General features: G+C 64.3%; 16 protein-coding genes and 1 pseudogene. 8 read left to right on the top strand and 9 right to left on the bottom strand.

Features of this window, described 5'->3' with window-relative positions:
* Window positions 1–45: 45 nt before the first annotated feature.
* The 3 genes from IVB23_RS09885 to IVB23_RS09875 all read right to left on the bottom strand — a co-directional run bounded on the left by IVB23_RS09885 (window position 46) and on the right by IVB23_RS09875 (window position 4,090).
* A complete protein-coding gene (locus tag IVB23_RS09885) occupies window positions 46–1,317 on the bottom strand; it encodes an NAD(P)/FAD-dependent oxidoreductase (protein ID WP_061878295.1) in 1,272 nt (423 codons plus the stop codon).
* 125 nt (window positions 1,318–1,442) lie between these two features.
* Entirely contained in the window at window positions 1,443–3,629 is a 2,187-nt protein-coding gene (locus IVB23_RS09880; protein WP_197968362.1) for a molybdopterin cofactor-binding domain-containing protein, read from the bottom strand.
* 11 nt (window positions 3,630–3,640) lie between these two features.
* Window positions 3,641–4,090, bottom strand: a complete 450-nt coding sequence (locus IVB23_RS09875) for a (2Fe-2S)-binding protein (protein ID WP_061878293.1) — start codon at window positions 4,088–4,090, stop codon at window positions 3,641–3,643.
* Between the two features lie 340 nt (window positions 4,091–4,430).
* Between IVB23_RS09875 and IVB23_RS09870 the strand changes: the two genes are divergently transcribed.
* Together IVB23_RS09870 and IVB23_RS09865 are read left to right on the top strand one after the other, a co-directional pair.
* Window positions 4,431–6,050, top strand: coding sequence for a B12-binding domain-containing radical SAM protein (locus IVB23_RS09870; RefSeq protein WP_197968360.1), 1,620 nt, complete (start codon window positions 4,431–4,433; stop codon window positions 6,048–6,050).
* 204 nt (window positions 6,051–6,254) lie between these two features.
* A complete protein-coding gene (locus IVB23_RS09865; protein ID WP_247803382.1) occupies window positions 6,255–8,450 on the top strand; it encodes a hypothetical protein in 2,196 nt (731 codons plus the stop codon).
* A 33-nt stretch (window positions 8,451–8,483) separates the two neighbouring features.
* Here IVB23_RS09865 and IVB23_RS09860 read toward each other — a convergent pair whose 3' ends face one another.
* Window positions 8,484–9,872: an MFS transporter gene (locus tag IVB23_RS09860; RefSeq protein ID WP_247803381.1), complete on the bottom strand. Its 1,389-nt coding sequence runs from the start codon at window positions 9,870–9,872 to the stop codon at window positions 8,484–8,486.
* A gap of 183 nt (window positions 9,873–10,055) precedes the next feature.
* Here IVB23_RS09860 and IVB23_RS09855 point away from each other — a divergent pair, with 183 nt between their 5' ends.
* Entirely contained in the window at window positions 10,056–11,117 is a 1,062-nt protein-coding gene (locus IVB23_RS09855; RefSeq protein ID WP_247803380.1) for an isocitrate/isopropylmalate family dehydrogenase, read from the top strand.
* 323 nt (window positions 11,118–11,440) lie between these two features.
* Window positions 11,441–12,541 carry a calcium/proton exchanger gene (gene cax / locus IVB23_RS09850; RefSeq protein WP_247803379.1) on the top strand — a complete coding sequence of 367 codons (1,101 nt, stop codon included), beginning with the start codon at window positions 11,441–11,443 and terminating at the stop codon, window positions 12,539–12,541.
* Window positions 12,542–12,715: 174 nt separating this feature from the next.
* Here cax and IVB23_RS09845 read toward each other — a convergent pair whose 3' ends face one another.
* The 5 genes from IVB23_RS09845 to IVB23_RS09825 form a co-directional block, all read right to left on the bottom strand.
* The gene (locus IVB23_RS09845; protein ID WP_247803378.1) at window positions 12,716–13,990 is read right to left on the bottom strand and encodes an aminotransferase class III-fold pyridoxal phosphate-dependent enzyme; all 1,275 of its coding nucleotides are present in this window, start codon (window positions 13,988–13,990) and stop codon (window positions 12,716–12,718) included.
* 30 nt (window positions 13,991–14,020) lie between these two features.
* On the bottom strand, window positions 14,021–15,445 hold the full coding sequence (locus IVB23_RS09840) for an amidase family protein (RefSeq protein WP_247803377.1): 1,425 nt from the start codon (window positions 15,443–15,445) through the stop codon (window positions 14,021–14,023).
* A gap of 64 nt (window positions 15,446–15,509) precedes the next feature.
* Window positions 15,510–17,096 carry an ABC transporter substrate-binding protein gene (locus IVB23_RS09835; protein WP_247803376.1) on the bottom strand — a complete coding sequence of 529 codons (1,587 nt, stop codon included), beginning with the start codon at window positions 17,094–17,096 and terminating at the stop codon, window positions 15,510–15,512.
* A gap of 238 nt (window positions 17,097–17,334) precedes the next feature.
* Entirely contained in the window at window positions 17,335–17,937 is a 603-nt protein-coding gene (locus IVB23_RS09830) for a TetR/AcrR family transcriptional regulator (protein WP_247803375.1), read from the bottom strand.
* A gap of 237 nt (window positions 17,938–18,174) precedes the next feature.
* On the bottom strand, window positions 18,175–18,918 hold the full coding sequence (locus tag IVB23_RS09825) for an SDR family oxidoreductase (protein ID WP_247803374.1): 744 nt from the start codon (window positions 18,916–18,918) through the stop codon (window positions 18,175–18,177).
* A gap of 141 nt (window positions 18,919–19,059) precedes the next feature.
* Between IVB23_RS09825 and IVB23_RS09820 the strand changes: the two genes are divergently transcribed.
* The 4 genes and pseudogenes from IVB23_RS09820 (at window position 19,060) to IVB23_RS39430 (ending at window position 23,157) form a co-directional block, all read left to right on the top strand.
* Window positions 19,060–19,830: a methyltransferase domain-containing protein gene (locus IVB23_RS09820; RefSeq protein ID WP_346659152.1), complete on the top strand. Its 771-nt coding sequence runs from the start codon at window positions 19,060–19,062 to the stop codon at window positions 19,828–19,830.
* A 199-nt stretch (window positions 19,831–20,029) separates the two neighbouring features.
* Window positions 20,030–21,031, top strand: coding sequence for a DctP family TRAP transporter solute-binding subunit (locus tag IVB23_RS09815; RefSeq protein WP_061878282.1), 1,002 nt, complete (start codon window positions 20,030–20,032; stop codon window positions 21,029–21,031).
* A gap of 68 nt (window positions 21,032–21,099) precedes the next feature.
* Window positions 21,100–21,609: pseudogene (locus tag IVB23_RS39435) on the top strand (TRAP transporter small permease subunit); the annotation flags it as partial.
* Window positions 21,610–21,876: 267 nt separating this feature from the next.
* Complete coding sequence (locus IVB23_RS39430; RefSeq protein WP_245311984.1) at window positions 21,877–23,157, top strand: TRAP transporter large permease subunit; 1,281 nt, start codon at window positions 21,877–21,879, stop codon at window positions 23,155–23,157.
* Window positions 23,158–23,249 lie beyond the last annotated feature (92 nt).

Here is a 23,249-nt window from a genome sequence, read left to right as displayed (position 1 = left end):
GGGGGCACACTGGGGTCGTGGCGGCAGGCCCGTTCCATCATTGCTCTAGCCAAAACAATCCGCCGTGATGGCCTGAAACCAGCGCTCGGCTTCAGTCGCCTCGCGCGCCCGCAATTCGCGTGGCGCGTCGACTGGGCTGGTCGCGCCGCCCTCGACCTCGGCAAAGATGTCGCCCCTGGGCTGGTAGTTGCCGGCGAGCGAGAAACCGTAGCCGGGCGCGACGGTGCTGTAGCAGACCCCTGCGAGTCGTGGCGCCTCCGGTGTGCGACCCGCGAGCAGGTTGACGATCGCGGCCGCGCCGGCCTTGCCCTGCGCGCTAGCAGCGGAGGCCGATTTTGGGATGCCGCCGCCAAGGCTGGCGTCGCCGATGACGTGGACGTTCGGGACGAGTTTCGATTCGAACGTGACAGGATCGATCGGGCACCAGCCGGTCGCATCAGCAACGCCCGCGACCCCGGCAATGCGGCCGGCGCGCTGCGGTGGGATGACGTTGGCGACATCAGGGGTGTAGTTGCCGAATTCGGTGACGATGGTCTTGGTCGCGGCATCGATTGAGGTGACGCGGCCGCCTTGCGAGAGGGCGACGCGTTCGATCATGTCGCCGTAGAGCTCCTTCCATGCCTGTTCGAACAGCCGCTGCAGGGAGAAAGTGTCCTTGGCATCGAGGATCAGAACTTTCGAGCGCGGCTTCTTCGTCTTCAGGTAATGCGCGATCAAGCCGGCGCGCTCGTAAGGCGCGGGCGGGCAACGAGAGGGATTGGCCGGGATTGCAATGGCGACGGTGCCGCCATCCGGCATCGCTTCGAGTTGCCTGCGCAGCAAAAGCGTTTGCGCACCGGCCTTCCAGGCGTGCGGCATCGTCTCCGATGTGGCCTCGTCGTAGCCGGGCAGGGCTTCGAGATGGAAGTCGATGCCGGGCGAGAGCACGAGCCGGTCATAGCCAAATGCGGTGCCATCGCTCGTGGTCACACGACGCTTTTGCGCGTCGATGGCCGTTGCAGCCTGGGCGACGACGGTGATGCCGGCAGCGCCGAGCCTGTCATAGCCGAACTGCTGCGCCTCGATCTCGCGCAGGCCCGCGATCACCTCGTTGCTGAAGGGGCAGGAGACGTAGGTCTTGTTCGGCTCGATCAGGGTGACCTGCAATCTGGCGTCGGCGCGCTTGAGCGCCCGGGCGCAAGCCGTGCCGCCAAAGCCGCCGCCGACCACGACGACGCGGCCCGCCGATTGCGCGCGCAGCATCGAAGGTGCGACGAGCGATGTGGCCGCGACGGCGATGCCGAGGATGGCATTCCGCCGTGTCACCGGCGCATTCATGAGGCTTGTCCGGAAAATGCTGCGGCGGCCGGCATGGCCGCCGCGAGTCGTTGTTTGAGCATGATCCTTTTCGGAAACCGCTTCGCGCTTTGCGCTAGCGCGGCCCTTCGGGTCCGAATCATGCTTTACGCGAACGTGATGTTCTGGTCCCGCAGCGGCACCGAACGGATGCGCTTGCCGGTCGCGGCGAAGTACGCATTGAGTACGGCCGGCGCTGCGACGCCGATGGTCGGCTCGCCGACGCCGCCCCAGAACCCGCCGCTCGGCACCATCACCGATTCCACCTTCGGCATCTCGTTGATGCGCATCGAGTTGTAGGTGTCGAAGTTGGTCTGCTCGATCTTGCCGTCCTTGACGGTGCAGCCGCCATAGAACAGCGCGGAGAGGCCATAGACAAAGGAGCCGGCAATCTGCCGCTCCACCTGCGCCGGATTGACGATGTAGCCGGGATCGGTGGAGGCGACGATGCGATGCACCTTGATCTTGCTGCCGTCGGTCACCGAAATCTCGGCGGCGCCGGCGACATAGCTGCCGTAGCCCATGACCTGCGCGATGCCGCGATAGACACCCTGCGGCGCCGGCGTGTCCCAACCGATCTTCTCGGCCACGGCATTGAGCACCGCGAGGTGCTTGGGGTGATTGCCCATCAGCTTGCGACGAAATTCGAGCGGGTCCTGGCCTGCGGCCTGAGCCAGCTCATCCATGAAGCATTCCATGTAGATCGCATTGTGATTGACGTTGACGCCGCGCCAGAAGCCCGGCGGAACGTGCGGGTTCCGCATCGCATGCTCGATCAACAGGTTCGGCACCGAATAGCCGAACGCGGCGTCTCCGGACTGGGCGACGCCCTGGAACGCGACGGGATCCATGCCGTTCTGCAGCGCTTCGGGACGTAGCGAGAACAGGATCGACTGGCCGGACAGGCGGTAGTGCAGCGCGATCAGATTGTTGTTGGCGTCGAATGCGCCGGTCATCTTGCACTGGGTGATCGGGTGATACCTGCCCTGCGCCATGTCCTCTTCGCGCGACCACAACAGCTTGATCGGTGTGCCCGGCATCTGCCTGGCGATCATGACCGCCTGGCGCACATAGTCGGTCTGACCGCGCCGGCCGAAGCCGCCGCCTGGCATCACCTTGTGCACGTCGCACTTCTCGGCCGGCAGGCCGGAAGCCTCCAGCACGGCAGCGAAGGCCGCCTCGCCATTCTGCGTGCCGCACCAGACCTCGCATTTGTCCGCCGTGTAGATTGCGGTGGCGTTCATCGGTTCCATCGTGGCGTGGTTCTGGTAGGGATAGCTGTAGACGGCCTCGACCTTCTTGGCGGCGCTGGCAATCGCCGCCTTCGCATCACCGTTCTTGTTGCCGACATAGGCCGGCTGCGCGTCGTCGAGTCCCTCGGCCAGCCATTTCGCAATCGACGCGCTGGAAACCTTGGCGTTGTCACCCTCGTCCCAGACGATCGGCAGCGCCTCCAGTGCGGTCTTGGCGTGCCACCAGGTGTCGGCAACGACGGCGACCGCGGTATCGCCGACCTTGACCACCTTCTTGACGCCCTTCATGCCGGCGATCTTGGCTTCGTCGAAGCTCTTCAGCTTGCCGCCGAACACGGGGCAGTCCTTGATCGCGGCGTTCAGCATGCCCGGCAGCTTGACGTCGACGCCGTAGATCATGGCGCCGGTAGTCTTGTCGACGGTGTCGAGCCGCTTTACGCCCTTGCCGATCAGCTTCCAGTCCTTCGGATCCTTCAGCTTGACGTCCGCTGGCGGCGTCAGCTTCGCCGCAGCCTCGGCGACCTTGCCGTAGGTCGTGGTCCGGCCCGAGCGTGTATGGGTGATGACGCTGTTCGCGGCCGTGCATTCGGAGGCCGGCACTTTCCACGCATCGGCGGCGGCCTGGATCAGCATCACGCGCGCGGTGGCGCCGCCCTTGCGGACATAGTCCTGCGAAGAACGGATGCCGCGGCTGCCGCCGGTCGAGAAATCGCCCCAGACGCGCTTGCGCGCGACGCTCTGGCCCGGGGTCGGATATTCGGTCGTGACCTTGGTCCAGTCGCATTCGAGCTCCTCGGCGACGAGCTGGGCGAGACCGGTGAGCGAGCCCTGGCCCATCTCGGAGCGGGCGATGCGGATCACCACGGTGTCGTCGGGCCTGATCACGACCCAGGCGCCGATCTCGGGCGAGCCGTCGGCGGCGCGCACCACGGCGGGGCCGCCGAAGGGAATGTCGAGGCCGATTGCAAGCCCCGCGCCGACGGCAGCGCTGCCGATGACGAAGGCACGACGGTTCATCTTGGGAGAGAGGTGCTTGTTCATGGGGCGGCTCCTTACGCGCTTGCGATCGTGTGGATCGCCTCGCGCACCTGCTGGAAGGTGCCGCAGCGGCAGATGTTGGTGATGGCTTCGTCGATGTCGGCGTCGGTCGGCTTCGGCTTCTCGTTCAGCAGCGCCGCCACCGCCATGATCATGCCGCTCTGGCAATAGCCGCATTGCGGCACGTCCTGGGCGATCCAGGCTTCCTGAACCTTGTGCAGGGAATCGGCGGATGCGAGCCCCTCGATCGTGGTGATCTTCTTGCCCTCGGCCTCGCTGACCGAGATCCCGCAGGAGCGCATCGCCACCCCATCCATGTGGACCGTGCAGGCGCCGCATTGTGCAATGCCGCAACCATATTTGGTCCCGGTCAGGCCGGCGTTCTCGCGGATCGCCCAAAGCAGCGGCGTATCCGGCTCGACGTCGAGAGTGAAGGTTTTTCCGTTGATTGTTAGGTTTGCCATCGCAAGTCCCCTGATTGGCCCAATCCACCGATTGAACTCAGGGGCGCAATCTGTCCGGCAAACTGGAACTGTTCAAATCAACAGTCCGAGGGCTAGCCGGGAGGCATTGCCCGGCCCGCGAGAGTATGGACCGCGGCGCTGTTTTGCCTCATCCCTTCGTCGATCGATTCGGGTTGACGTCTGCTCCATGGGCGCCAATCCGTGGCTTCAGGCGACGACCGGCCGTCAAGGCCGGTTCCAGGCCCGGGTCGCGCCCCGCACAGCGGCGACAGTTTGTCCCTTTTGCCGGGATGCAAGACGCCTGCGCTCTGGTACACTGGGCCGAAGCAAAAGGAGTTCCATGAACGTGCCGAGTCCCTGCAACGTGCTGATGCTCTACCCGCTGTTCTCGGCAGAGTCCTTCTGGAGCTTTGGCGAATCCTGCAAAGTGATGGGCGTCAAGCGCCCTGCCGCCCCCTTGGGCCTGATCACCGTTGCCGCGATGCTGCCCGAGAGCTGGACGGTCCGGCTGATCGATTGCAACACTGCGCCGCTCGGCGACGATGATCTCGCCTGGGCCGACGTCGTGTTCACCGGCGGAATGATGCCGCAGCAGGCCGACACGCTGCGCCTGATCGAGATGTGTCGCGCCGCCGGCAAGCCGGTCGTGGTCGGCGGTCCGGATCCCACCTCGAGCCCCCACCTCTATGAGCGGGCCGACTTCCGGGTGCTCGGCGAGGCCGAGAGCGTCATCGACGAATTCATCGCAGCCTGGGAGAGCGGCGCACGTTCCGGCACCTTCACCGCGCCGAAGTTCCAGGCCGACGTCACCAAGACGCCGGTGCCGCGCTTCGACCTGCTCAAGTTCGAGGACTATCTCTATCTCGGTGTGCAGTATTCGCGCGGCTGTCCCTTCACCTGCGAATTCTGCGACATCATCGAGCTCTATGGCCGGGTGCCGCGGACCAAGACGGTCGAGCAGATGTTCGTCGAGCTCGAGACGCTCTACCGGATGGGCTATCGCGGCCATCTCGACTTCGTCGACGACAATTTCATCGGCAACAAGAAGTCGCTGCGGCAATTCCTGCCGAGGCTCGCCGAATGGCAGCGCACGCACGGCTATCCCTTCGAATTCTCCACGGAAGCCTCGGTCAACCTCGCCGACGATCCGGAGCTGCTGGAGCTGATGGGGGCGGCCAATTTCTTCGGTATCTTCGTCGGCATCGAAAGTCCGGACCCGGCGACGCTGGTCGCGATGCGGAAGAAGCAGAACACGCGGCGCAACATCGCCGAGAGCATCCACAAGATCTACGCCGCCGGCATGCTGGTCACCGCGGGCTTCATCGTCGGCTTCGACAACGAGAAGGTCTCGATGGCGGAGGCCATGATCGAATTCATCGAGGAGGCCGCGATTCCCGTCGCCATGGTCGGCCTGCTCTATGCCTTGCCGAACACGCAGCTCACGCGCCGCCTCGAGCGCGAAGGCCGGCTGCATCCGGGCCATGATGTGGCGCCGACCATCGGCGCCGATCAGTGCACGGCCGGCATCAATTTCGATCCCGTCCGCCCGTTGCGCGACATCCTGTTGGACTACAGGCGGGTGCTGGAGCACACCTACAGCCCGGCGGCCTATGCAGGACGCGTCGACCGCCTGATGACGCTGCTCGACCGATCCAGGCAGCGCCCCGAACTCGCCGAAGGAGATATCCGCGCCAGACTGGGGGCGATGGAGACGGTGCACAAGGTGGTCTCCGCCCTTCCCGAGGCACGGGGGCCGCTGTGGCAGACCTTCATGAATTGCGCCAAGCGTGACACCTCGTCCGCACGCATCGCCGTGCAGATGATCGCGGCCTATGCGCATCTCGGACCGTTCTCGCGCAAGGTGATCGCGGCTATCGACGAGCGTCTGGCCGCGCTGGACGAGCACATGCCCAATCCCGTCGTGGAAATGGACGCGACCGAGATTCGACATCTGGCCTGAGATCCGGAAGGCCTACGGGGGCCGCGGGGCGCTTCGATGCGCCGCCGGGCAGGCCTTCTGGCAATCAAAGCGGCTGTCATGTGTGAGATCCCGGCTTGACAGCCGAACAACCTCAAGCTGATCGTCATCCGGACGACACCGGGCCTGCCATGATTTCGGTGCGCCGCTGCGTCATTGCCAGATTGGCTTTAACGGGGTTGAGCCATGTTCAGGAAGGTGATCCGCTGGTCGATTGCATTGATTGCCGTGGCGGTTCTGGCCTTTGCGTATCTGCCTTCCTTCATCGCCGATTCCATCTACAAGAACGTCGACGACATCACCGACGGCGAGATGCCCGCCACGGTCACCGCCTTTCAATCGGGGCCGGACGTCGTCAGCACCATCGGCGGCAGCGGCGAGGGCTTGAACTGCAGCCTGCCGCCCTGGGCCAACATCTTGTTCGACGGCGGGACGGATTCCAACCAGAAGCGCCATCTCGTCCTGCAGCGCTTCAGGCAGGCCTGCGTCTTTCACGATCTGTGCTATCGCCACGGCCTTGCGACCTACGGCTATAACCAGAACGACTGCGATCGCATTCTGCAAAACGCGGCTTTTCGGCTGTGCGTGTACATACGAAACAGCAGTCAGGAGAGCAGCGCGGCGCGCTGTCAGACCGATTCCAAGATGGTTCTGGCCGGCGTGAGTCTCGGAGGGTACGACGCCTATCGCGGTTGGGACCGGTCGACCTATTTCGAATTCGACTCGGATCCGTCGCGATCGAACGGGTTTCAGGTCAGTCGCGTGGTCGATCATCCATTCAAGGCGACGCTACCTGCCAAATACGCAGATGACCCCGATCAGGTCATTCTCATGTTCGAGAACCTTCGCTCCAATCTGGCCGTGACCTGCATCACCTGCGCGACTGTTCCCGTTCTCGAGTGGACCACCGATCCCAACGCCGTCAGCGCCGAACTGCGCTCGGTCGGGGTGACGCGGTTGCCGGACGTGCTGCTCAAGCGCGTGCCCATGCTGACCGAAACCATGCCGGTCTGGTTGCCGCCACGCCGGCGGCACGCGGCGCCGCATCTCCTGGTCGATGGAGCGGGCAAGAACCATCTGATCTGGATGAGCCGGAACAACTCGGAGAACAGCATATCCTGTGTCGTCAGCGCCGATGCGGCGCGACTCCTCACCAATACCTTGCCGACCCGGGATCTCTGCTCGGTCGATGCGGGCCCATCGCTGACCCGCGTGGAAGTCGACATGTTCGCGACCTCTCCGCTTCCGATGGAGGTACCCGGAAGTTCGGATCTCATCTATGCGACCTCGGCGAGCCCACAGAAGACGACAGAGCACCATCTGAGCTTCTGTTCGCGCTCTGCGTCCCGGAAGGTCGAGGAGACCGACCATGACGATCGGTCCAAATGCGTCACCTTCCCCGAAACGGAGGTCCGCAACGGCGCGGCGCTCGGCGCATTTCAGAACTTTCCGCTGGTTCGCCCCGGGCAGCAGATCTATTTCGCGCGGGACATCGCACAGCAGGCGGACTCGCTGCTGACCGCCGCCCGGCAGCGCGCCTTCGGCAATAGCTTTTCGCCCGAAGGCGCCCTGCTCGTGATCGACGTTGCACCGCCGCTCGCCGCAAAAGGACCCCTCTCGGCCAGGCTGAAGAAGATCGTTCGGTTCGACATCGACGATCGCTTCGATCCGATGATGCCGATCACGCGCAAGGTGGACGACCTGCGCTTCCTGAGCCTCGAGGCGGCGAAGTCGAGCGTGCACCTTCGCTTGGTCGATTTCGCCAAGGACAAGCCCTCCGTCGGCAATGTGCAACTGATGATGGGCAACGGCGAGGTGGAACTGGATCGCTCCTGGGCAGAGAGGCCCACGCTGGTGCTGGAGACCAGGGACGCGCGACCCAGAACCAAGCTGGTGTTCTCGCGCGGAGAAGTCGCGGTCCAGGCGGACAAGCCCGTCACGTCCGACGCGACGACGGAAGCGTTGACGCTGCAGACATTGGTTTTCGAACGCGATGCCGCGGCGCCTTCGAATATGCCCTTCGTGAAATCGGCCGGAGCGGCGTGCCGGGTCGTATACGAGTTCGCACCGAACCACACCGACTGGCCGTGCTACCGCGCGTTCGATCCCGAACGTACGATGCGGGCGTCGCCGGCGACGCGGATGCAGGCCTCCCAGATGCTGGTCGGGCGGTTCACCCGAGCCGGCGGCCATGGCATCGCATTTCCCGATCTCTGCCTGAAATCAGAGCCGATCATTCTGGCGCCGCAAGGAAGCACGTTTGTGCCCGTGAACGAGACCGCGGGTTGGACAGGGCCGCCAAGGCTGACACGGACGGTCAAATGCGAGCCGCTCGATACGGCGGCAGTCGTGAGCCGTCCGATCGCGCAGAAGGCGCCGTGAGGGTCGCCTGAAAAGCGCGCCAACGCGTCCGGTCTACTTCACGGCGAGCCGCAGGAAGCTCATCACGCTGCCGAGCGCGGCAAAGCCTGCGCCAAGCGCGAGCGCCAGTGTCGCGCCGTCGTGACCCGCGAGCGCGAAGCAGGCGGCGGCGAGCGCCGCGCCGGTCGTCTGTCCCGTCAGGCGCGCAGTGGCGACGATGCCCGAGGCGCTGCCGCTGCGGTGCGGCGGCGCGCTCGACATCACCGCCTTCATGTTCGGCGCCTGGAAGAAGCCGAACCCCATGCCGCAGATCACCATGCGCCAGATGATGTCGGGAATCGCAGGATTGGCCGGCAGCATGGCGAGCAGCGCCATGCCGAGGCCGAGCAGCACGAGGCCGATGCCGCCGAGCAGGCCGACGGCATAGCGGTCGGAGAGGCGTCCCGCGATCGGCGCCATGATGCCGACCACCAGCGGCCAGGGCGTCATGAAGAAGCCGGTCTCGACCTGAGAGCGGCCGAGCACGTCCTCGAAGTAGAACGGCAGCGAGACGAAGGCGAGCCCCTGCACCGCGAAGGAGCACACCGCGGTCGCCGCCGACAGCGCGAACATCGGCCGGCTGAACAGATCGATCGGCAGCATCGGCGCGGGATGGCCGGCATGGCGGCGCGCCAGGATGAAGCCGAGCGCGAGGGCGGAGACCAGTTCGATGCCCACGACCACCGGCGACAAATTGTGCGCGGCGCTGCCGATGCCGGTGATGAACAGGCCGAGGCAGGCGACGGCGAGGATCGCGCCGAGAAAATCGAAACCATGATCGGCGCGCGAGGTCTTCGGCAGCATCGCAAAGCCGATGCCGATGGCGACGAGGCCGAACGGGATGTTGACGGCGAACAGCCAGGGCCACGGGCCGATCGCCAGGATGGCGGAGGCGATCGAGGGACCGAAGGTAAAGGCGGTCGCGACCACCAGCGCGTTGTGGCCGAAACCGCGGCCCTGCATCCGTCCGGGATAGACGAAGCGCACCAGCGCGGTGTTGACGCTCATGATGCCGCTCGCGCCCAGGCCCTGCAGCGTGCGCGCGACGAGCAGGCTGTCCAGCGACCACGCCACCGCGCAGAGCAGCGAGGCGATGGTGAACAGAATGAGGCCGCCGAGATAGATGCGCTGGTGTCCGACGATTTCGCCGAGCGCGCCCAGCGGCAGCAGCGTCGCGACCAGCGCGATCTGGTAGACGTTGACGACCCAGACCGACTGCTCCGGCGTGACGTGCAGATCGGCGGCGATGGCGGGCAGGGCGATGTTGGCGATCGCGGTGTCGAGCGAGGCCATCGCCAGCGCGGTGAAGATCGCAGCGATGGCCCAGCGCCGCTGGCCGGCCGGCAGGCCATCGGACATGGTGTGATCGGGCTCGCGCGTGGCGGCCGGTAACGTGATTGTCATTGCCTCGTTGTCATTGCGTTCGCGCGTTGCTCCGGCGGCGGAGCTGGGGCCTCTCGGCATGTACTACGGCCGGGCCGCCTGCCACAGGCACAAGCGCGCATGCTGTGTATGCGCGAAGGTTGGGCGCTGATGCCATCCACCGGCGTATGATCACGGCGGCTGTTGCAATCTTAGGAGAGCGCCATGCACATCGTCGTGTTGCCCGGTGACGGCATCGGACCGGAGATCACGACCGCGACAACGGGCGTGCTGCGGGCAGCCTCCGAGCGCTTCCAGCTCAATCTGCGGCTGGAGGAGCATGCGGTCGGTCACGTGAGCTTGAGGCTATCAGGCACCACCGTCCGCCCCGAGCTGCTCGACATCGCCCGCACGGCCGATGGGCTGATCCTGGGGCCGACCGCGACCTTCGACTTCAAGGACGAGGCGCATGGCGAGATCAATCCGTCGCGGCACTTCCGCAAGAGCCTCGATCTCTACGCCAATGTCAGGCCCGCGCGCACCTATGCCGGGCGGCCCGGCCGCCTCGGCGAGTTCGACCTCGTCGTAGTGCGCGAGAACACCGAAGGATTCTACGCCGACCGCAACATGGAACAGGGCAATGGCGAGATGCTGGTCACGCCTGACGTCGTGATCTCGCTGCGAAGGATCACGCGGGCGTGCTGCGAGCGCATCGCGCACGCCGCCTGCCGGCTCGCGATGAAGCGGCGCAAGCATCTGACCATCGTGCACAAGGCCAATGTGCTCAAGATCGGGGACGGCATGTTCCTGGACATCTGCCGCGCGGCGGCAAGGACATATCCCGGTCTCGTGGTCGACGACATTCTGGTCGATGCCATGATGGCGCATGTGGTGCGCAATCCCGATCGCTTCGACGTCATCGTCGCGACCAACATGTTCGGCGACATCCTGTCCGATCTCACGGCGGAACTCTCCGGCAGCCTGGGCCTCGGCGGCTCGCTCAATGTCGGCGACCGCCATGCCATGGCGCAAGCCGCGCACGGCTCGGCGCCCGACATTGCGGGGCAGGACGTCGCCAATCCGGTGTCGTTGATCCTGTCGTCGGCCTTGCTGCTGGCCTGGCACGGCGAGAACAGCGGCGCCGTGCGCTATGAGGAGGCTGCGCGCGCGATCGAGGCAGCGGCGGCGAAGGCGATCGGCGAGGGCAGGGCCACGCGCGACGTCGGCGGCAGGCTCGGCACCATCGCGGCGGGGGCTGCGATTGCGGAGATCCTGCAGGGAGGGTGAGGAGGTCTCGCGAATTTTTTTCGGTGGGCTCAAGACAAAATCGCGAAAACAACCCCATGCACAGTAGAAGGCCCTTGATCGACAAGGGGTTTTTCGAGGAGCCTCGCGACGACATCCGTGACCTCGATCACGTTGATCCGTCGGGCAAAACACTGGCATGATGCTACGTGCCGGCGGTCGTGAACGAGGGCGCATTCTCACGATGCGTGATGTCCGGCCTCACGCCATTTGGCGGCGCGCCGTCTCGCCTTGAGGCAGATCAATACTCACCCCGCAGGGCCGCCAGACCATCCATCAACGCATCAATGGAAGGCGGCGTCGATATGGCGGCTTTGCTCAGGGAAATCCGGGACACCCCTTTGCTCTGGATGCTGGTCTTTGTACCCATCGTGCTGGTGGCCGGTGCGGCTGCGCCGCACTCCCACACGCTGCTCTTCGTGCTGGCCGTGCTTGCGATCGTGCCGCTGGCGGCGCTGCTCAGCCACGCCACAGAAGCGGTCGCTGCCAAGACCGGCGATGCCGTGGGCGGACTGCTCAATGCAACGCTCGGCAATCTGACGGAGTTGATCATCGCCATCACGGCGCTGCGGGCGGGCCAGTACATGCTGGTGAAGGCCTCGATTGCGGGCGCGATCGTGACCAACGCGATATTCATGCTCGGCGCCTGCCTGCTGATCGGCGGCATGCGCTACCATGTGCAGGAGTATAACCGCGCCGGCGCGCGGCTCTCGTCCGGCTTGTTGTTGATGGCAACGGTCGCGCTGCTGGCGCCTTCGGCCGTCGCCGACCTCGAACATCTGCCGCAGGGCGGAGGCGTACTTCACAAGCTGAGCGTCGGCATTTCGATGCTCCTCATCGTCGCTTACGCGCTGGGCCTGTGGTTCTCGCTCGGGACACACAAGGAATTGTTCGCAAGCGCCGATTACGGCGAGCACGAGGAGACGCACTGGCCGATCGGGGTTGCCGTCGGAACGCTGCTGGTCGTCACCGTGCTGGTCGCGCTGGTGAGCGAGATCTTCGTGGAATCGGTGCAGAAGGCGGCGGAAACCTTCGGAATGAGTCCGGCCTTCGTCGGCTTCATCATCGTTTCGCTGGTCGGTGCGGCCGCCGAATTCGCGGTGGCGTTTGCCGCGGCACGCAAGGACCGGCTCGACATGGTCGTCAGCATTGCGCTCGGCAGCGCCTCGCAGATCGCGCTATTCGTTGCACCTGCGCTGGTGCTGCTGAGCTACGTCGTGGGACCGACGCCGATGAACCTTCAGTTCTGGCCGGGCGCCGTCACAATGGTGATGATTGCAACTGTTACGTCGACCTTCATCACCACAAGCGGTCGCTCGGCATGGTTCGTCGGCGCCTTGATGATTTTCATATACGCCGTGTTTGCCCTGACCCTGTATGTCGTCCCGCCGGCGGGTCAGGAATGAGGTGCTGCTGCCTATCGGCACGGGCGTGAATTGGCCTGTCGGGGGATGGCGGCGCGCGTGACGAATGAGGCGGTCAAGGTCATTGTAACCGGCGGGATAACTGACCGCGCTGGAACTATGCTCGAATGATGGCGCCGCTCAACCTTCAGCGCCCATCGTCTTCAACGCCCAGGTTCAAAGTCCAAGGCGTTGCAGCACCAGCTCGTTCGATTGGGCGGGCAAGGACGGCAGCCGCCTCTTCAGTTCGGCGAATGCTCTGTCCGTGATGTCGAGCGTGTTGTCGATGTCGTGCGTCGTCAGGGCGGCGTTGAAGAACATGTTGTGATAGGGGTGAAGGTAGGCCCCAGATCGAACTGCAAAGCCGGCCCAGAAGTAACCCTTCCGCATGTCCGGATCGTCGTCGAACAGGATTTGCGGCATCTGCGACGGTCCGGTCTGGCGAACCCCGATGCCGTGCGCGGAGGCCTGCGCCGCGATGCCGGCGCGCAGCCGCGTGGAATTGGCGACGATCCGTTCGAGATAATCGGTCGTCCGGATCTCCCGCAGGGTCGCGATCGCCGCCGCCATCGGCACAGCGGAGAACCAGAAGGATCCCGTGACGTAGATGCTCGACGCTGCGTTGCGCGCCTTCTCCGAGCCGAGAAGGGCCGAGATCGGATAGCCGTTGGCGAGCACCTTGCCCCATGCGCTGAGATCGGGCTGAACGCCGTGCACCGACCAGCTGCAGTCGCGCGAGAGGCGAAAGCCGGTGCGTACCTCGTCGAGGATCAGCAACGCATCCGCATCATCGCAGAGCTTCCTCAGTCCAAGCGCATATTCGGCCGAGGGCGCGTACTGGTCGTTGAACGTCTCGTGACGGAATGGCGTCGCGAAGACGCCGGCGACATCGCCGGCGGCCTTGCGAAACGCCTCCGTCGCACTGTCGAGGTCGTTGTAGTCGAAATAGATGATGTGGGCCCGATCCTCCGCGGTGATGCCCTTCATGTTGGGAGTATTCCAGGGGGCGGCGCCGTGATAGGTGCCCTTCGCGACGAGAATTTTGCGGCGATCCCGATAAGCCCGTGCCGTCACCATCGCCATCGAGGTCGCATCGCTTCCGTTCTTGCAGAACATGGCCCAGGCCGCATGCCCGATCATCGATACGAGGTCTTCCGCAAGCACGACCATGGCTTCGGAGGGACCGGTCATGGTGTCTCCCATCGCGGCCTGAGCCCGTGCGGCTTCCTCGATGCCGCGGTGCCGGTAGCCGAGCAGATTGGGACCGAACGCACACATGTAGTCGACATAACGGTTGTGATCGCAGTCCCAGAGATAGGCTCCCTCGGCTCGCGAGAAGAATTGCGGAAAGTCCTCTGACAGAAGGGCGACCGATTCGTGACCATACATGCCCTTCGGGATCACCTGCCGTGCGCGTTCGCGCAGTTCGGAGTCCTTCGAATTTCTCATCATGGATTGTCCTGTCGGATTTGGGGCCGCGCGTCAGCTCGGCATCGCGATGTCGGGACGACGCTGTCTCCACGGCATTGCAGCCTCGAAGGCGGCGGCAGCCTGCAGGACGCCAAGATCGTCGAAGCGGCGGCTGACGATCTGCAGGCCCACGGGCAGGCCGGCGCGGGTCATGCCGCAAGGCACGCTCGCGGCCGGGTGGCTCGACATGTTGAAGGGGTAGAGGAATTCCGACCATTCAAGCCAATCCCAATCGTGCTCGGGCCAATGTTCCGGCCTGACCCGCTCGACGGGAAAGGCCGCAACCGATGCGACCGGCGTGACGAGATAATCCCAATCCTCGAGAAAGCTCGATATCTCCGCGACGTACGCGAATTTGCGCTCGCGCATGTTCATGTACTCGGTCGCGGAATAGTTGGCTCCCTCGCGAATGCAGGCGACGAGGTCGCTGCCCATGCTGCCTTCCCATTCCGGCAGCAGTCCGGCCCGGCGTCCCCAGAGAACCGCCCAGAAGAAGCGCCCGAGCTCCGGTCCCTGCGGTCCCCATTGCGGCGTCACGATCTCCACTTCCGCCTGAAGCTCCCCGGCAAAGACCTTGGCCGCCGACGCGACGATTGCTGCGATCTCGTCGTCGACGCGGGCATGGCCGAGGTCGGGGCTGAACGCGATGCGCTTGCCCTTCATCGAGGCCTTCAGCTTCGCGAGGTAGGCATCGGGCGCCGCTTCGCAGGATGTGTGGTCGAGCGGATGCGGGCCGGCCATTGTCTCCAGCATCAGCGCGGCATCGGCGACGGTTCGCGTCATCGGGCCGATATAGGTGGCGTAGTCGTTGTTGGAGACCGGCGCGTAGGGGACCCGGCCAAAGGTCGGCTTCAAGCCGAAGACGCCGCAGAAATGGGACGGCATCCGGATCGAGCCCGCTCCATCCGAGCCGAGGTGCAGCGGTCCGTAGCCGGCCGCTGCACCTGCGCCTGCGCCTGCAGACGAGGCGCCGGCATTGAAGCCGCGCTTCCATGGGTTGTGCGTCACGCCCGTCACCGGATTGCGGCTGATGCCGGACCAGCCGAATTCGGACATCGTGGTCTTGCCGAGGATGATCGCGCCGGCATCGCGCAGGCGCGCCACGACGATGTTGTCCTCGCGGGCAACAGGGCCCTTCAGCGCATGCGTGCAGGTCGCCGTTTCGTAGCCGGCAACACCGAAGGCGTCTTTGATCGTGACGGGAATTCCTTCGAGAGGCCGAGCCTCTCCGCTGCGCAGGCGCCGCTCGGAGTCCCGTGCTGCCGCCAATGCGTCGTCTCGCATCACCACGGAGAACGCGTTGATCGCCGGCTCGAGCGCCGCGATCCGGTCGAGGACGCCCGATACGGCTTCTACCGGCGAGAGCTCGCGGCGTTCAAAGCGCGCCTTCAGTTCCAGCGCGGTTGCGTAACCCAATTCGGCGTGCAAGTCGTTCATGTTTTCGGCCATCCACCGAGGTGTTGATTGCATGGGTCGACGTGTGATCGACGGGCCCCGAGGATCAGGCCTTCTTCACACCGTAGAACTGGGAGAAGCCCAAGGGAATGCCGCTGAGCTTCTGGGAGTACGCGGCCGGCTGCGCAAAGTAGCCGAGCGGCAGATACGGGGTGTCCTGCATGGCCTGCGCCTGGATTTCCCGAACCAGCCGCTGTCTTTCCTTGTCGTCCTCGGCCGACAGAAATGCGAGGCGCAGGGCCTCGATCTTCTCGCTGCTCGGCCACCCGAAGGTGCCGGCCTTGCCGATGCCCCTGAGATAGGAGTGAGCGGCGGGATTGATCGCGGACGCGCCGGGGACGTAATTGCACCATGCGCTCCAGCCGCCCTGGTCGAGTGGGCGCTGCGACGCAATACGCTGCAACACGGTGCCCCAGTCGGACACCTGGTAGTCGACCTCGAGGCCGATCTTCTTGAACATGTCGGCGGCGACCAGGCTCATTGAATTGAGGGCGTGGAGGTCGGTCGGGACGACGAAGACGATACGCTCGCCCTTGTAGCCCGCCGCCTGCAGATCGCGCTTGGCCTTGGCGTAGTCCGGCGCGCCCGCGAAGACGTCCATGCCGGCATCGTTTGCGAAGGGGGAGGCGGGCAGGAAGAAGCCGACATTGTCCTTCCAGAAATTGCCGTTGGTGCCCATGACGGCCGTCATGAATTCCGTCTGGCTGATGGCCGACAGGATGGCGCGACGGATTGCGGGATTGTCAAAGGGGGGAACGAGATGATTGAGCCTGATCATCGCGAGATAGCCGCCGGTGTCCTTGACCTCGACCTTGATGTTGCCTCGCTTGGCGAGCAGCGGCAACAAGTCCGGAGTCGGTTGCTCCCACCAGTCGACTTCGCCGACCTGAAGGGCGGCCGCGGCCGTCGCAGCATCCGGCAGAACGCGCCAGATCACGCGGTCGAGGTGGATGGTCTTGGGGCCGGCCATGAAACTGGCGGTGCCTGACGGTCGCGGGACGTAACCGTCAAACCGCTTGTAGACGACCTGGGATCCGACGACGCGTTCATCCGGCACGAACTGGAACGGTCCGCTGCCGATCATCTCCTTGACCTGCTCCGTGCCCGGCGTGAGCGCAAGGCGCTCGGGCATGACGGGGCACACGCTCGATGGCTTGCCCAGCGCATAGGCCAGCAAAGGAAAAGGCTTCTTCAGGTCGAAGACGATCGTATTGTCGGACGTTGCGGAGAGTTCAGCGGTGGCGCTGCGAAGATCTCCACCGAAGACGTCTCGGCTCCACCAGCGCTTGATGCTGGCCACGGCATCCCGCGCCAGGACCCGTTCGCCGTCGTGAAACTTCAATCCCTCGCGCAGCGTCAATGTCCAGCGCAGGCCGTCGCGGTCGATCTCGTGACCAGCCGCCATCTGCGGCTGTGCTTCGAAGCGTTCGTCGACGCCGTAGAGCGTGTCGAACACCATCAGTGCATGGTTGCGGGTCACAAGCCCCGTCGTCTGCACAGGATCGAGCAAAGTGAGATCGGATTGCGGAACGAAGGTCAGGACCTTCTCACCCGACGCCGAGGCGAGGCGAGGCGCTGCAACTGTGGCCGTTGCCGTGGCGGTTGCGGCTTTCAAGAAGTCTCGGCGGTTCATGGCACTCCTTTCTAGGGAAACGGAGATCAGGCGGCGGACCTCACCATGCGCGGGATAATACTGATATAAATTTCGATTATAAAGCGGAGTCTTTGGGCGCGTCCTCCAGGGAAAGATCTCTGCATTTTCACGATCATACGGAAATGTGAGCAAAAATTGGTCAGAGATCCGCCCGCGGCGGAAGCGGGGAACGTCGGTGGCCTGAGAGATAGTAGAATTTTATATGATTAGAGAAGCGTCAGGGGGCGCGCCGATCGACGACTTCCGGCAGGTAGCATCGCAAATATGCGATGGAGCATCTGATCGATTCCTCGAGATATTCCGGGGTGATGGATCGATGGAGGCTGTAGGAGAGCGCCCAGATGCCATCCACGAGCGCGATCGACACCGCGACCCATTTCTCCAGATCCGGTACCTTGGGCATGTCGAACGTCGCACGCAGATAGGCGGTACGCTGCTTTGCGAGATTGGCGTTGCCGCTGAGATCCGTGTTTCTCACCTCGACACTGACGCCTGCGCCCATGAAAAGGCGCAGCGCTGCAGGATTGCGGTTCAGATGCGCTGCGCCGGCCTTCTGGCTGTTGGCGATGTAGTGCTGCCAGGTCTGGGGACGAGGATGAACCGGGCCCGCGGCGCGTGCCGCGATCTCGGCGTGGTAGCGTTGCGCCAGGGCTACAAAGGCGGCGCCTCGGTTCGGAAAGAAATGATAGACCGAGGCGAGAGGCACATCGGCTCTCTCGGCGATTTGAGCGAGACTGATATCCTCGTCCAGCCGTTCGGCCAGCAGGTCTGCGGTGGCATCGAGCAGAAGCTGAAGCCGCTCGCGACCGCGCTTGCGCATCGGCGAACGACGTCCAGCACCCAATTCTTTGCGGTTCCCCAAACTGTTCGCCATCACGCACAGAGATTCAGACGAAGCACGGCGCGAAATACTGAAATGCACTGCGCTCTTCGACAGCCGGGCGTGTACCGGTCATCGTAATTATCACCAACCCCTTGGCCAGATCAACCGGCGCTGCCGACGTGAAGCCGTCGCATCGCGTCGGCCGCGGGGCGTCGCGGTCGTCTGTCACCCACCCTAAAACTGATATCTCCGCAATCCCCCATCCACCGGGATCACCGTGCCCGTGATGTAGCGCGCCACCGGTGAGGCCAGAAACACCGCGAGGGCCGCGAGATCTTCCGGTTCGCCCCAATAGCCCACCGGGATCTCTTCCTCGGCAAAACGCTCGCGATAGTCCGGCGCGTAGTTGCGGCGGATCTGTTCGCTCATGATGCGGCCGGGCGGGATGCAGTTGATGGTGATGCCGTGCGCGCCGATCTCGCGCGACAGGCCCTTGGCCCAGGCGTGCACCGCGGCCTTGGCGGCGAAGGCGGCGTTGAGGCCTTCCGGCTCGGACTTGCCGGTAATGTTGACGATGCGGCCCCATTTGCGTTCGATCATCTGCGGCAGCAGCACGTGCGCGATGCGGCGATAGCTGGAGAAGTTCAGCGCGATCGCCTCGTCCCATTTGCTGTCGGGCGCATCGACGGGGAGGGGACGGCTGCCGCCGGCATTGTTGACGAGAATGTCGACATGGCCGAACTCGTTCAGCGCGAAGGCCGCAATGTTTTCGGCGGCATCCTTGGCCATCACATCCTGCTCGAACGGCGTGATCGATCCGCCGCCGACTTCTTTCGCCAGTTCGGCCAGCAGGTCGGTTCGGCGCGCCACGCCGATGACGCGCACGCCTTCGGCCGCGAGGCCCCTGGCGATGGCGCGGCCGATGCCGATGCTCGCGCCGGTGACGACAGCGGTTTTCGATTTGAGCCCGAGGTCCATGGTCGCATGCTCTCTTGGTTGCTTTGCGTTTTGCTGTTCGTTTCCTGCCCCGTCCCGCGTGCGGCGATTTGCCGAACCGAGACGAGCAGTGGTAACCAAGAGCCTCGGCGAAGGAAACACGAAAAAGAAAAGGCTCAAATGATGGTCTGGGATCCGCAGCAATATCTGAAGTTCTCCGGCCATCGGCTCCGGCCCGCCGTCGACCTCCTGATGCGGATTCCGGATTTTGCCCCGCGCGCGATCGCCGATCTCGGCGCCGGCGCCGGCAACGTGACGAAGCTGATCAGGGAGCGCTGGCCGGATGCGCGCGTGACCGGCGTCGAGGGGTCGGCCGAGATGGTCGCCGCGGGGCGGAAGGCCGCGCCGGACGTGGAATGGTCGCACGAGGATCTCGGCCATTGGAGTCCCGCCGGGCGGTTCGATCTGATTTATTCCAATGCCGCACTGCACTGGCTGCCCGATCATGCGGCACTGTTTCCGTCGCTGATGGAGAAGGTGGCGCGTGGGGGCATCTTAGCAGTGCAGATGCCGCGCAACTTCACCGCGCCTTCGCATGTGCTGATCGGCGAGACCGCACTGGACGGTCCGTGGCGGTCCAAGGTGGAGCATCTCGTCACCCCGCCGCCGGTCGAGGGGCCTGCCTTCTATCACGATCTGCTTGCGCCGATGTCGGCCAACATCGACATATGGGAGACCGAGTATCTCCAGGTGCTCGAGGGCGAGAACCCCGTGAAGGAATGGACCAAGGGGACCTGGCTCACGCGCTATCTCGACGTCCTGCAAGGCGAAGAGAAGATCGCGTTCGAAGCCGCCTACGGGATGCGCGTTGCAAAGGCCTATCCGAAGAATGCTGCGGGGCAGACGCTGTTCCCGTTCCGGCGCCTCTTCATGGTCGCCCAGCGCAAAGGCTGATTGAAGTGCCGCATTGCGGCATAAAGCGCACGTTCCCTTTGGACTCGCGCGGACACCGGGTTGCGCATGCAGCGGTCCTCAAGTTAGCTTGGCTGCGGCAAACAGGGCTTGGGTCCAGTTGTTCGGGTAGCGGGTTGCTGCCAGGACTGACCTGAAGAACAAGAAGAACCCGGTTTCCAAGTTGTTGGGAGGTACGTTCATGCGCAAGCTGCTTGCCGCGGTCGCCGCCGCGGCTGTTTTCTTGGCTCCCGCCATCGCCCAAGCCCAGAGTCCCATCGTCATCAAGTTCAGCCACGTGGTCGCCAACGACACCCCGAAGGGCAAGGGCGCGCTGAAATTCAAGGAGCTCGCCGAGAAATACACCGACGGCAAGGTCAAGGTCGAAGTCTACCCGAACTCCACGCTCTACAAGGACAAGGAGGAGATCGAGGCGCTGCAGCTCGGCTCGGTGCAGATGCTTGCGCCGTCGACGGCGAAATTCGCGCCGCTCGGCATCAAGGAGTTCGAGGCGCTCGACCTGCCCTGGCTGTTCAGGGACGACCAGACCTATGCCGGCGCGATGAAGGGCACGATCGGCAAGTGGCTGTTCCAGAAGCTCGAGGCCAAGGGCATCACCGGGCTCGCCTATTGGGACAACGGCTTCCACATGCTGTCCGCCAACCGTCCCTTGCTGAAGCCGACTGATTTCCAGGGGCTGAAATTCCGCATCTCCGGATCGAAGGTCGCCGACCAGTATCTCCGCATCATGGGCTCGATCCCGCAGATCATGGCGTTCTCGGAAGTTTACCAGGCCTTGCAGACCGGCGTGGTTGACGGCTGCGAGAACACGGCGTCAAACTACCTCACGCAGAAGTTCTACGAGGTGCAGAAGGACATCACCGTATCCTATCACGCGCATCTGCAATATGCTGTCATCGTCAACTCGAAGTTCTGGTCAGGTCTTCCGCCCGATATCCGCACCAAGCTGGACAAGGCGATGGCGGAGGCGACCGACTACACCAACTCGATCGCGCGCCAGGAGAACGAGGACGCGCTGGCCGAGATCAAGAAGACGGGGAAGACCAATCTGCATTATCTCACCGACGCCGACCGCAAGGCCTGGCAGGAGGCGATGCAGCCGACGTATAAATGGGCAAAGGGGCGGGTCGGGCAGGAGGTGCTCGATCTCCTCGCCAAGGAACTCGACGTCAAGATGAACTGACGGGCTGCGCCCTAATAAGAACAATACCAACGGTCGGGGGTGATCGCACTCCCGGCCGTTGCGCTTGAATGATCCAATCCGGGGGGACCAAGTTGTTGCGCGCGCTGAATCGTTTTCTCGATCATCTCGAGGAGTGGCTGATCGCGACGATGATCGCGGCTGCGACATCGCTCATCTTCGTCGCCGTGCTGCACCGCTACGGTGCCGGGCTGTCGATCGACATCGCGAAATGGGCGGAAGCGCGAAATCTCGCCTTCCTCGCCGTGCCGGCGCGAGCGGTGTTTGTGTGGCTTGCCGCGCTCGACCTGTCCTGGGCGCAGGAACTCTGCATCTACATGTTCATCTGGATGGCGAAGTTCGGCGCCGCCTATGGCGTGCGGACCGGCATCCATGTCGGCGTCGACGTGCTGGTCAACATCCTGCCTGGCGGGTCGCGCCGGCGCGTGATCACCTTCGGCCTTCTGTGCGGCGCGCTTTTCACCGCCATCGTCGGCTATTTCGGGGCCGCCTTCGTCACCCACATGTGGCAGAGCGGCCAGCAATCCAACGATCTCGAAGCGCCGATGTGGATGGTGTATCTCACGATCCCGCTCGGCTCCGGCCTGATGTGTTTCCGCTTCCTGCAGGTCGCCTGGTCGTTCTACCGCACCGGCGAGCTGCCGCATCACGACATGGCGGGCGTCGAGGGTGTCGAGGCGGACCCGGTGCATCCGGCGCCGGTCTCGCCCAGCCAGGTCGTCCGCGACGAGCGCAGCCCGCTCGGCTGGATCCTGATGCTGCTGCCGGTCCTGATCGTCGCCATCTGCTTTGCCCATGCAGGCCATCTCATCACGCTGCCGCAGGGCGTGCGCGTCGCCATCGTCTTCGCGCTGCTGCTCTCGCTGATGCTGACGGGCATGCCGATCTCGATCGCGCTGGGTCTGACCGTGCTCAGCTTCATGTTCACGCTGACCGACGTGCGAACGGAATCGGTGGCGCTGAAGCTGTTCACCGGCATCGAGAATTTCGAGATCATGGCGATCCCGTTCTTCATCCTCGCCGGCAACTTCCTGACCCATGGCGGCGTGGCGCGGCGGATGATCAACTTCGCGACCTCGCTGGTCGGCCATTGGTACGGCGGTCTGGCGCTGTCGGGCGTGGTCGCCTGCGCGCTGTTTGCCGCCATCTCCGGCTCATCGCCGGCGACCGTCGTGGCGATCGGCTCGGTGATCCTTCCCGCGATGGTCGCGCAAGGCTTTCCGAAGCGGTTCGGCGCGGGCGTGATCACGACGTCGGGCTCGCTCGGCATTCTCATTCCGCCGTCGATCCCGATGGTGCTCTACGCCGTGTCCACCAACAGCTCGGTAGGCAAGCTGTTCATCGCCGGCATCGTGCCGGGGCTTGCGCTCGCCTCGCTGCTCGGCGCAACGACGTTCTATCGGGCCTGGCGCAACGACTATCCGCGGATGCCGAAAGCCACCTTCCGCGAGCGTTTCGATGCGTTCCGCAAATCGATCTGGGGCATCCTGCTGATCGTGATCGTGATCGGTGGCATCTATAGCGGCCTGTTCACGCCGACCGAAGCTGCCGCTGTGAGCGCGGTCTACGCCTTCATCGTCGCCGTGTTCATCTACAAGGACCTGAGGCTGCGCGACGTGCCGCGCGTGCTGCTGTCATCGGCGAATCTCTCCGCGATGCTGCTCTACATCATCACCAACGCCGTGCTGTTCTCGTTCCTGATGACCTACGAGAACGTGCCGCAGGCGCTGGCGCAATGGATGATCGACCAGGGCCTGGGGTGGATCGGCTTCCTCCTGCTCGTCAACCTGCTGCTGCTGATAGCGGGCAACGTGATGGAGCCGTCCTCCATCATCCTGATCATGGCGCCGATCCTGTTTCCGGTCGCGATCAAGCTCGGCATCGACCCCATCCATTTCGGCATCCTGATGACGGTCAACATGGAGGTCGGGCTGTGCCATCCGCCCGTCGGCCTCAACCTCTACGTCGCCTCCGGCATCGCCAAGATGGGAATCACCGAACTGACGGTCGCGGTGTGGCCGTGGCTGCTGACGATGCTGGGATTCCTCGTCGTGGTGACGTACTGGCCCGGCCTGTCGCTCTGGCTGCCTCGCTTGCTGGGGATGTAGCGGGCGCGCGGCACGAATGGTGCACCCTCTCTCCGGTCGGAACACCCCCTGTGGGAGAGGGTACATCGCAACGAAGCGGCGAGCCGGGTGAG

The organism is Bradyrhizobium sp. 191 (assembly GCF_023100985.1).
In the GTDB taxonomy this organism is placed as follows: Bacteria; Pseudomonadota; Alphaproteobacteria; order Rhizobiales; family Xanthobacteraceae; genus Bradyrhizobium; species Bradyrhizobium diversitatis.
Note: the sequence above shows the minus strand (reverse complement) of the source record. Positions and strands in the feature narration are given on the sequence as shown.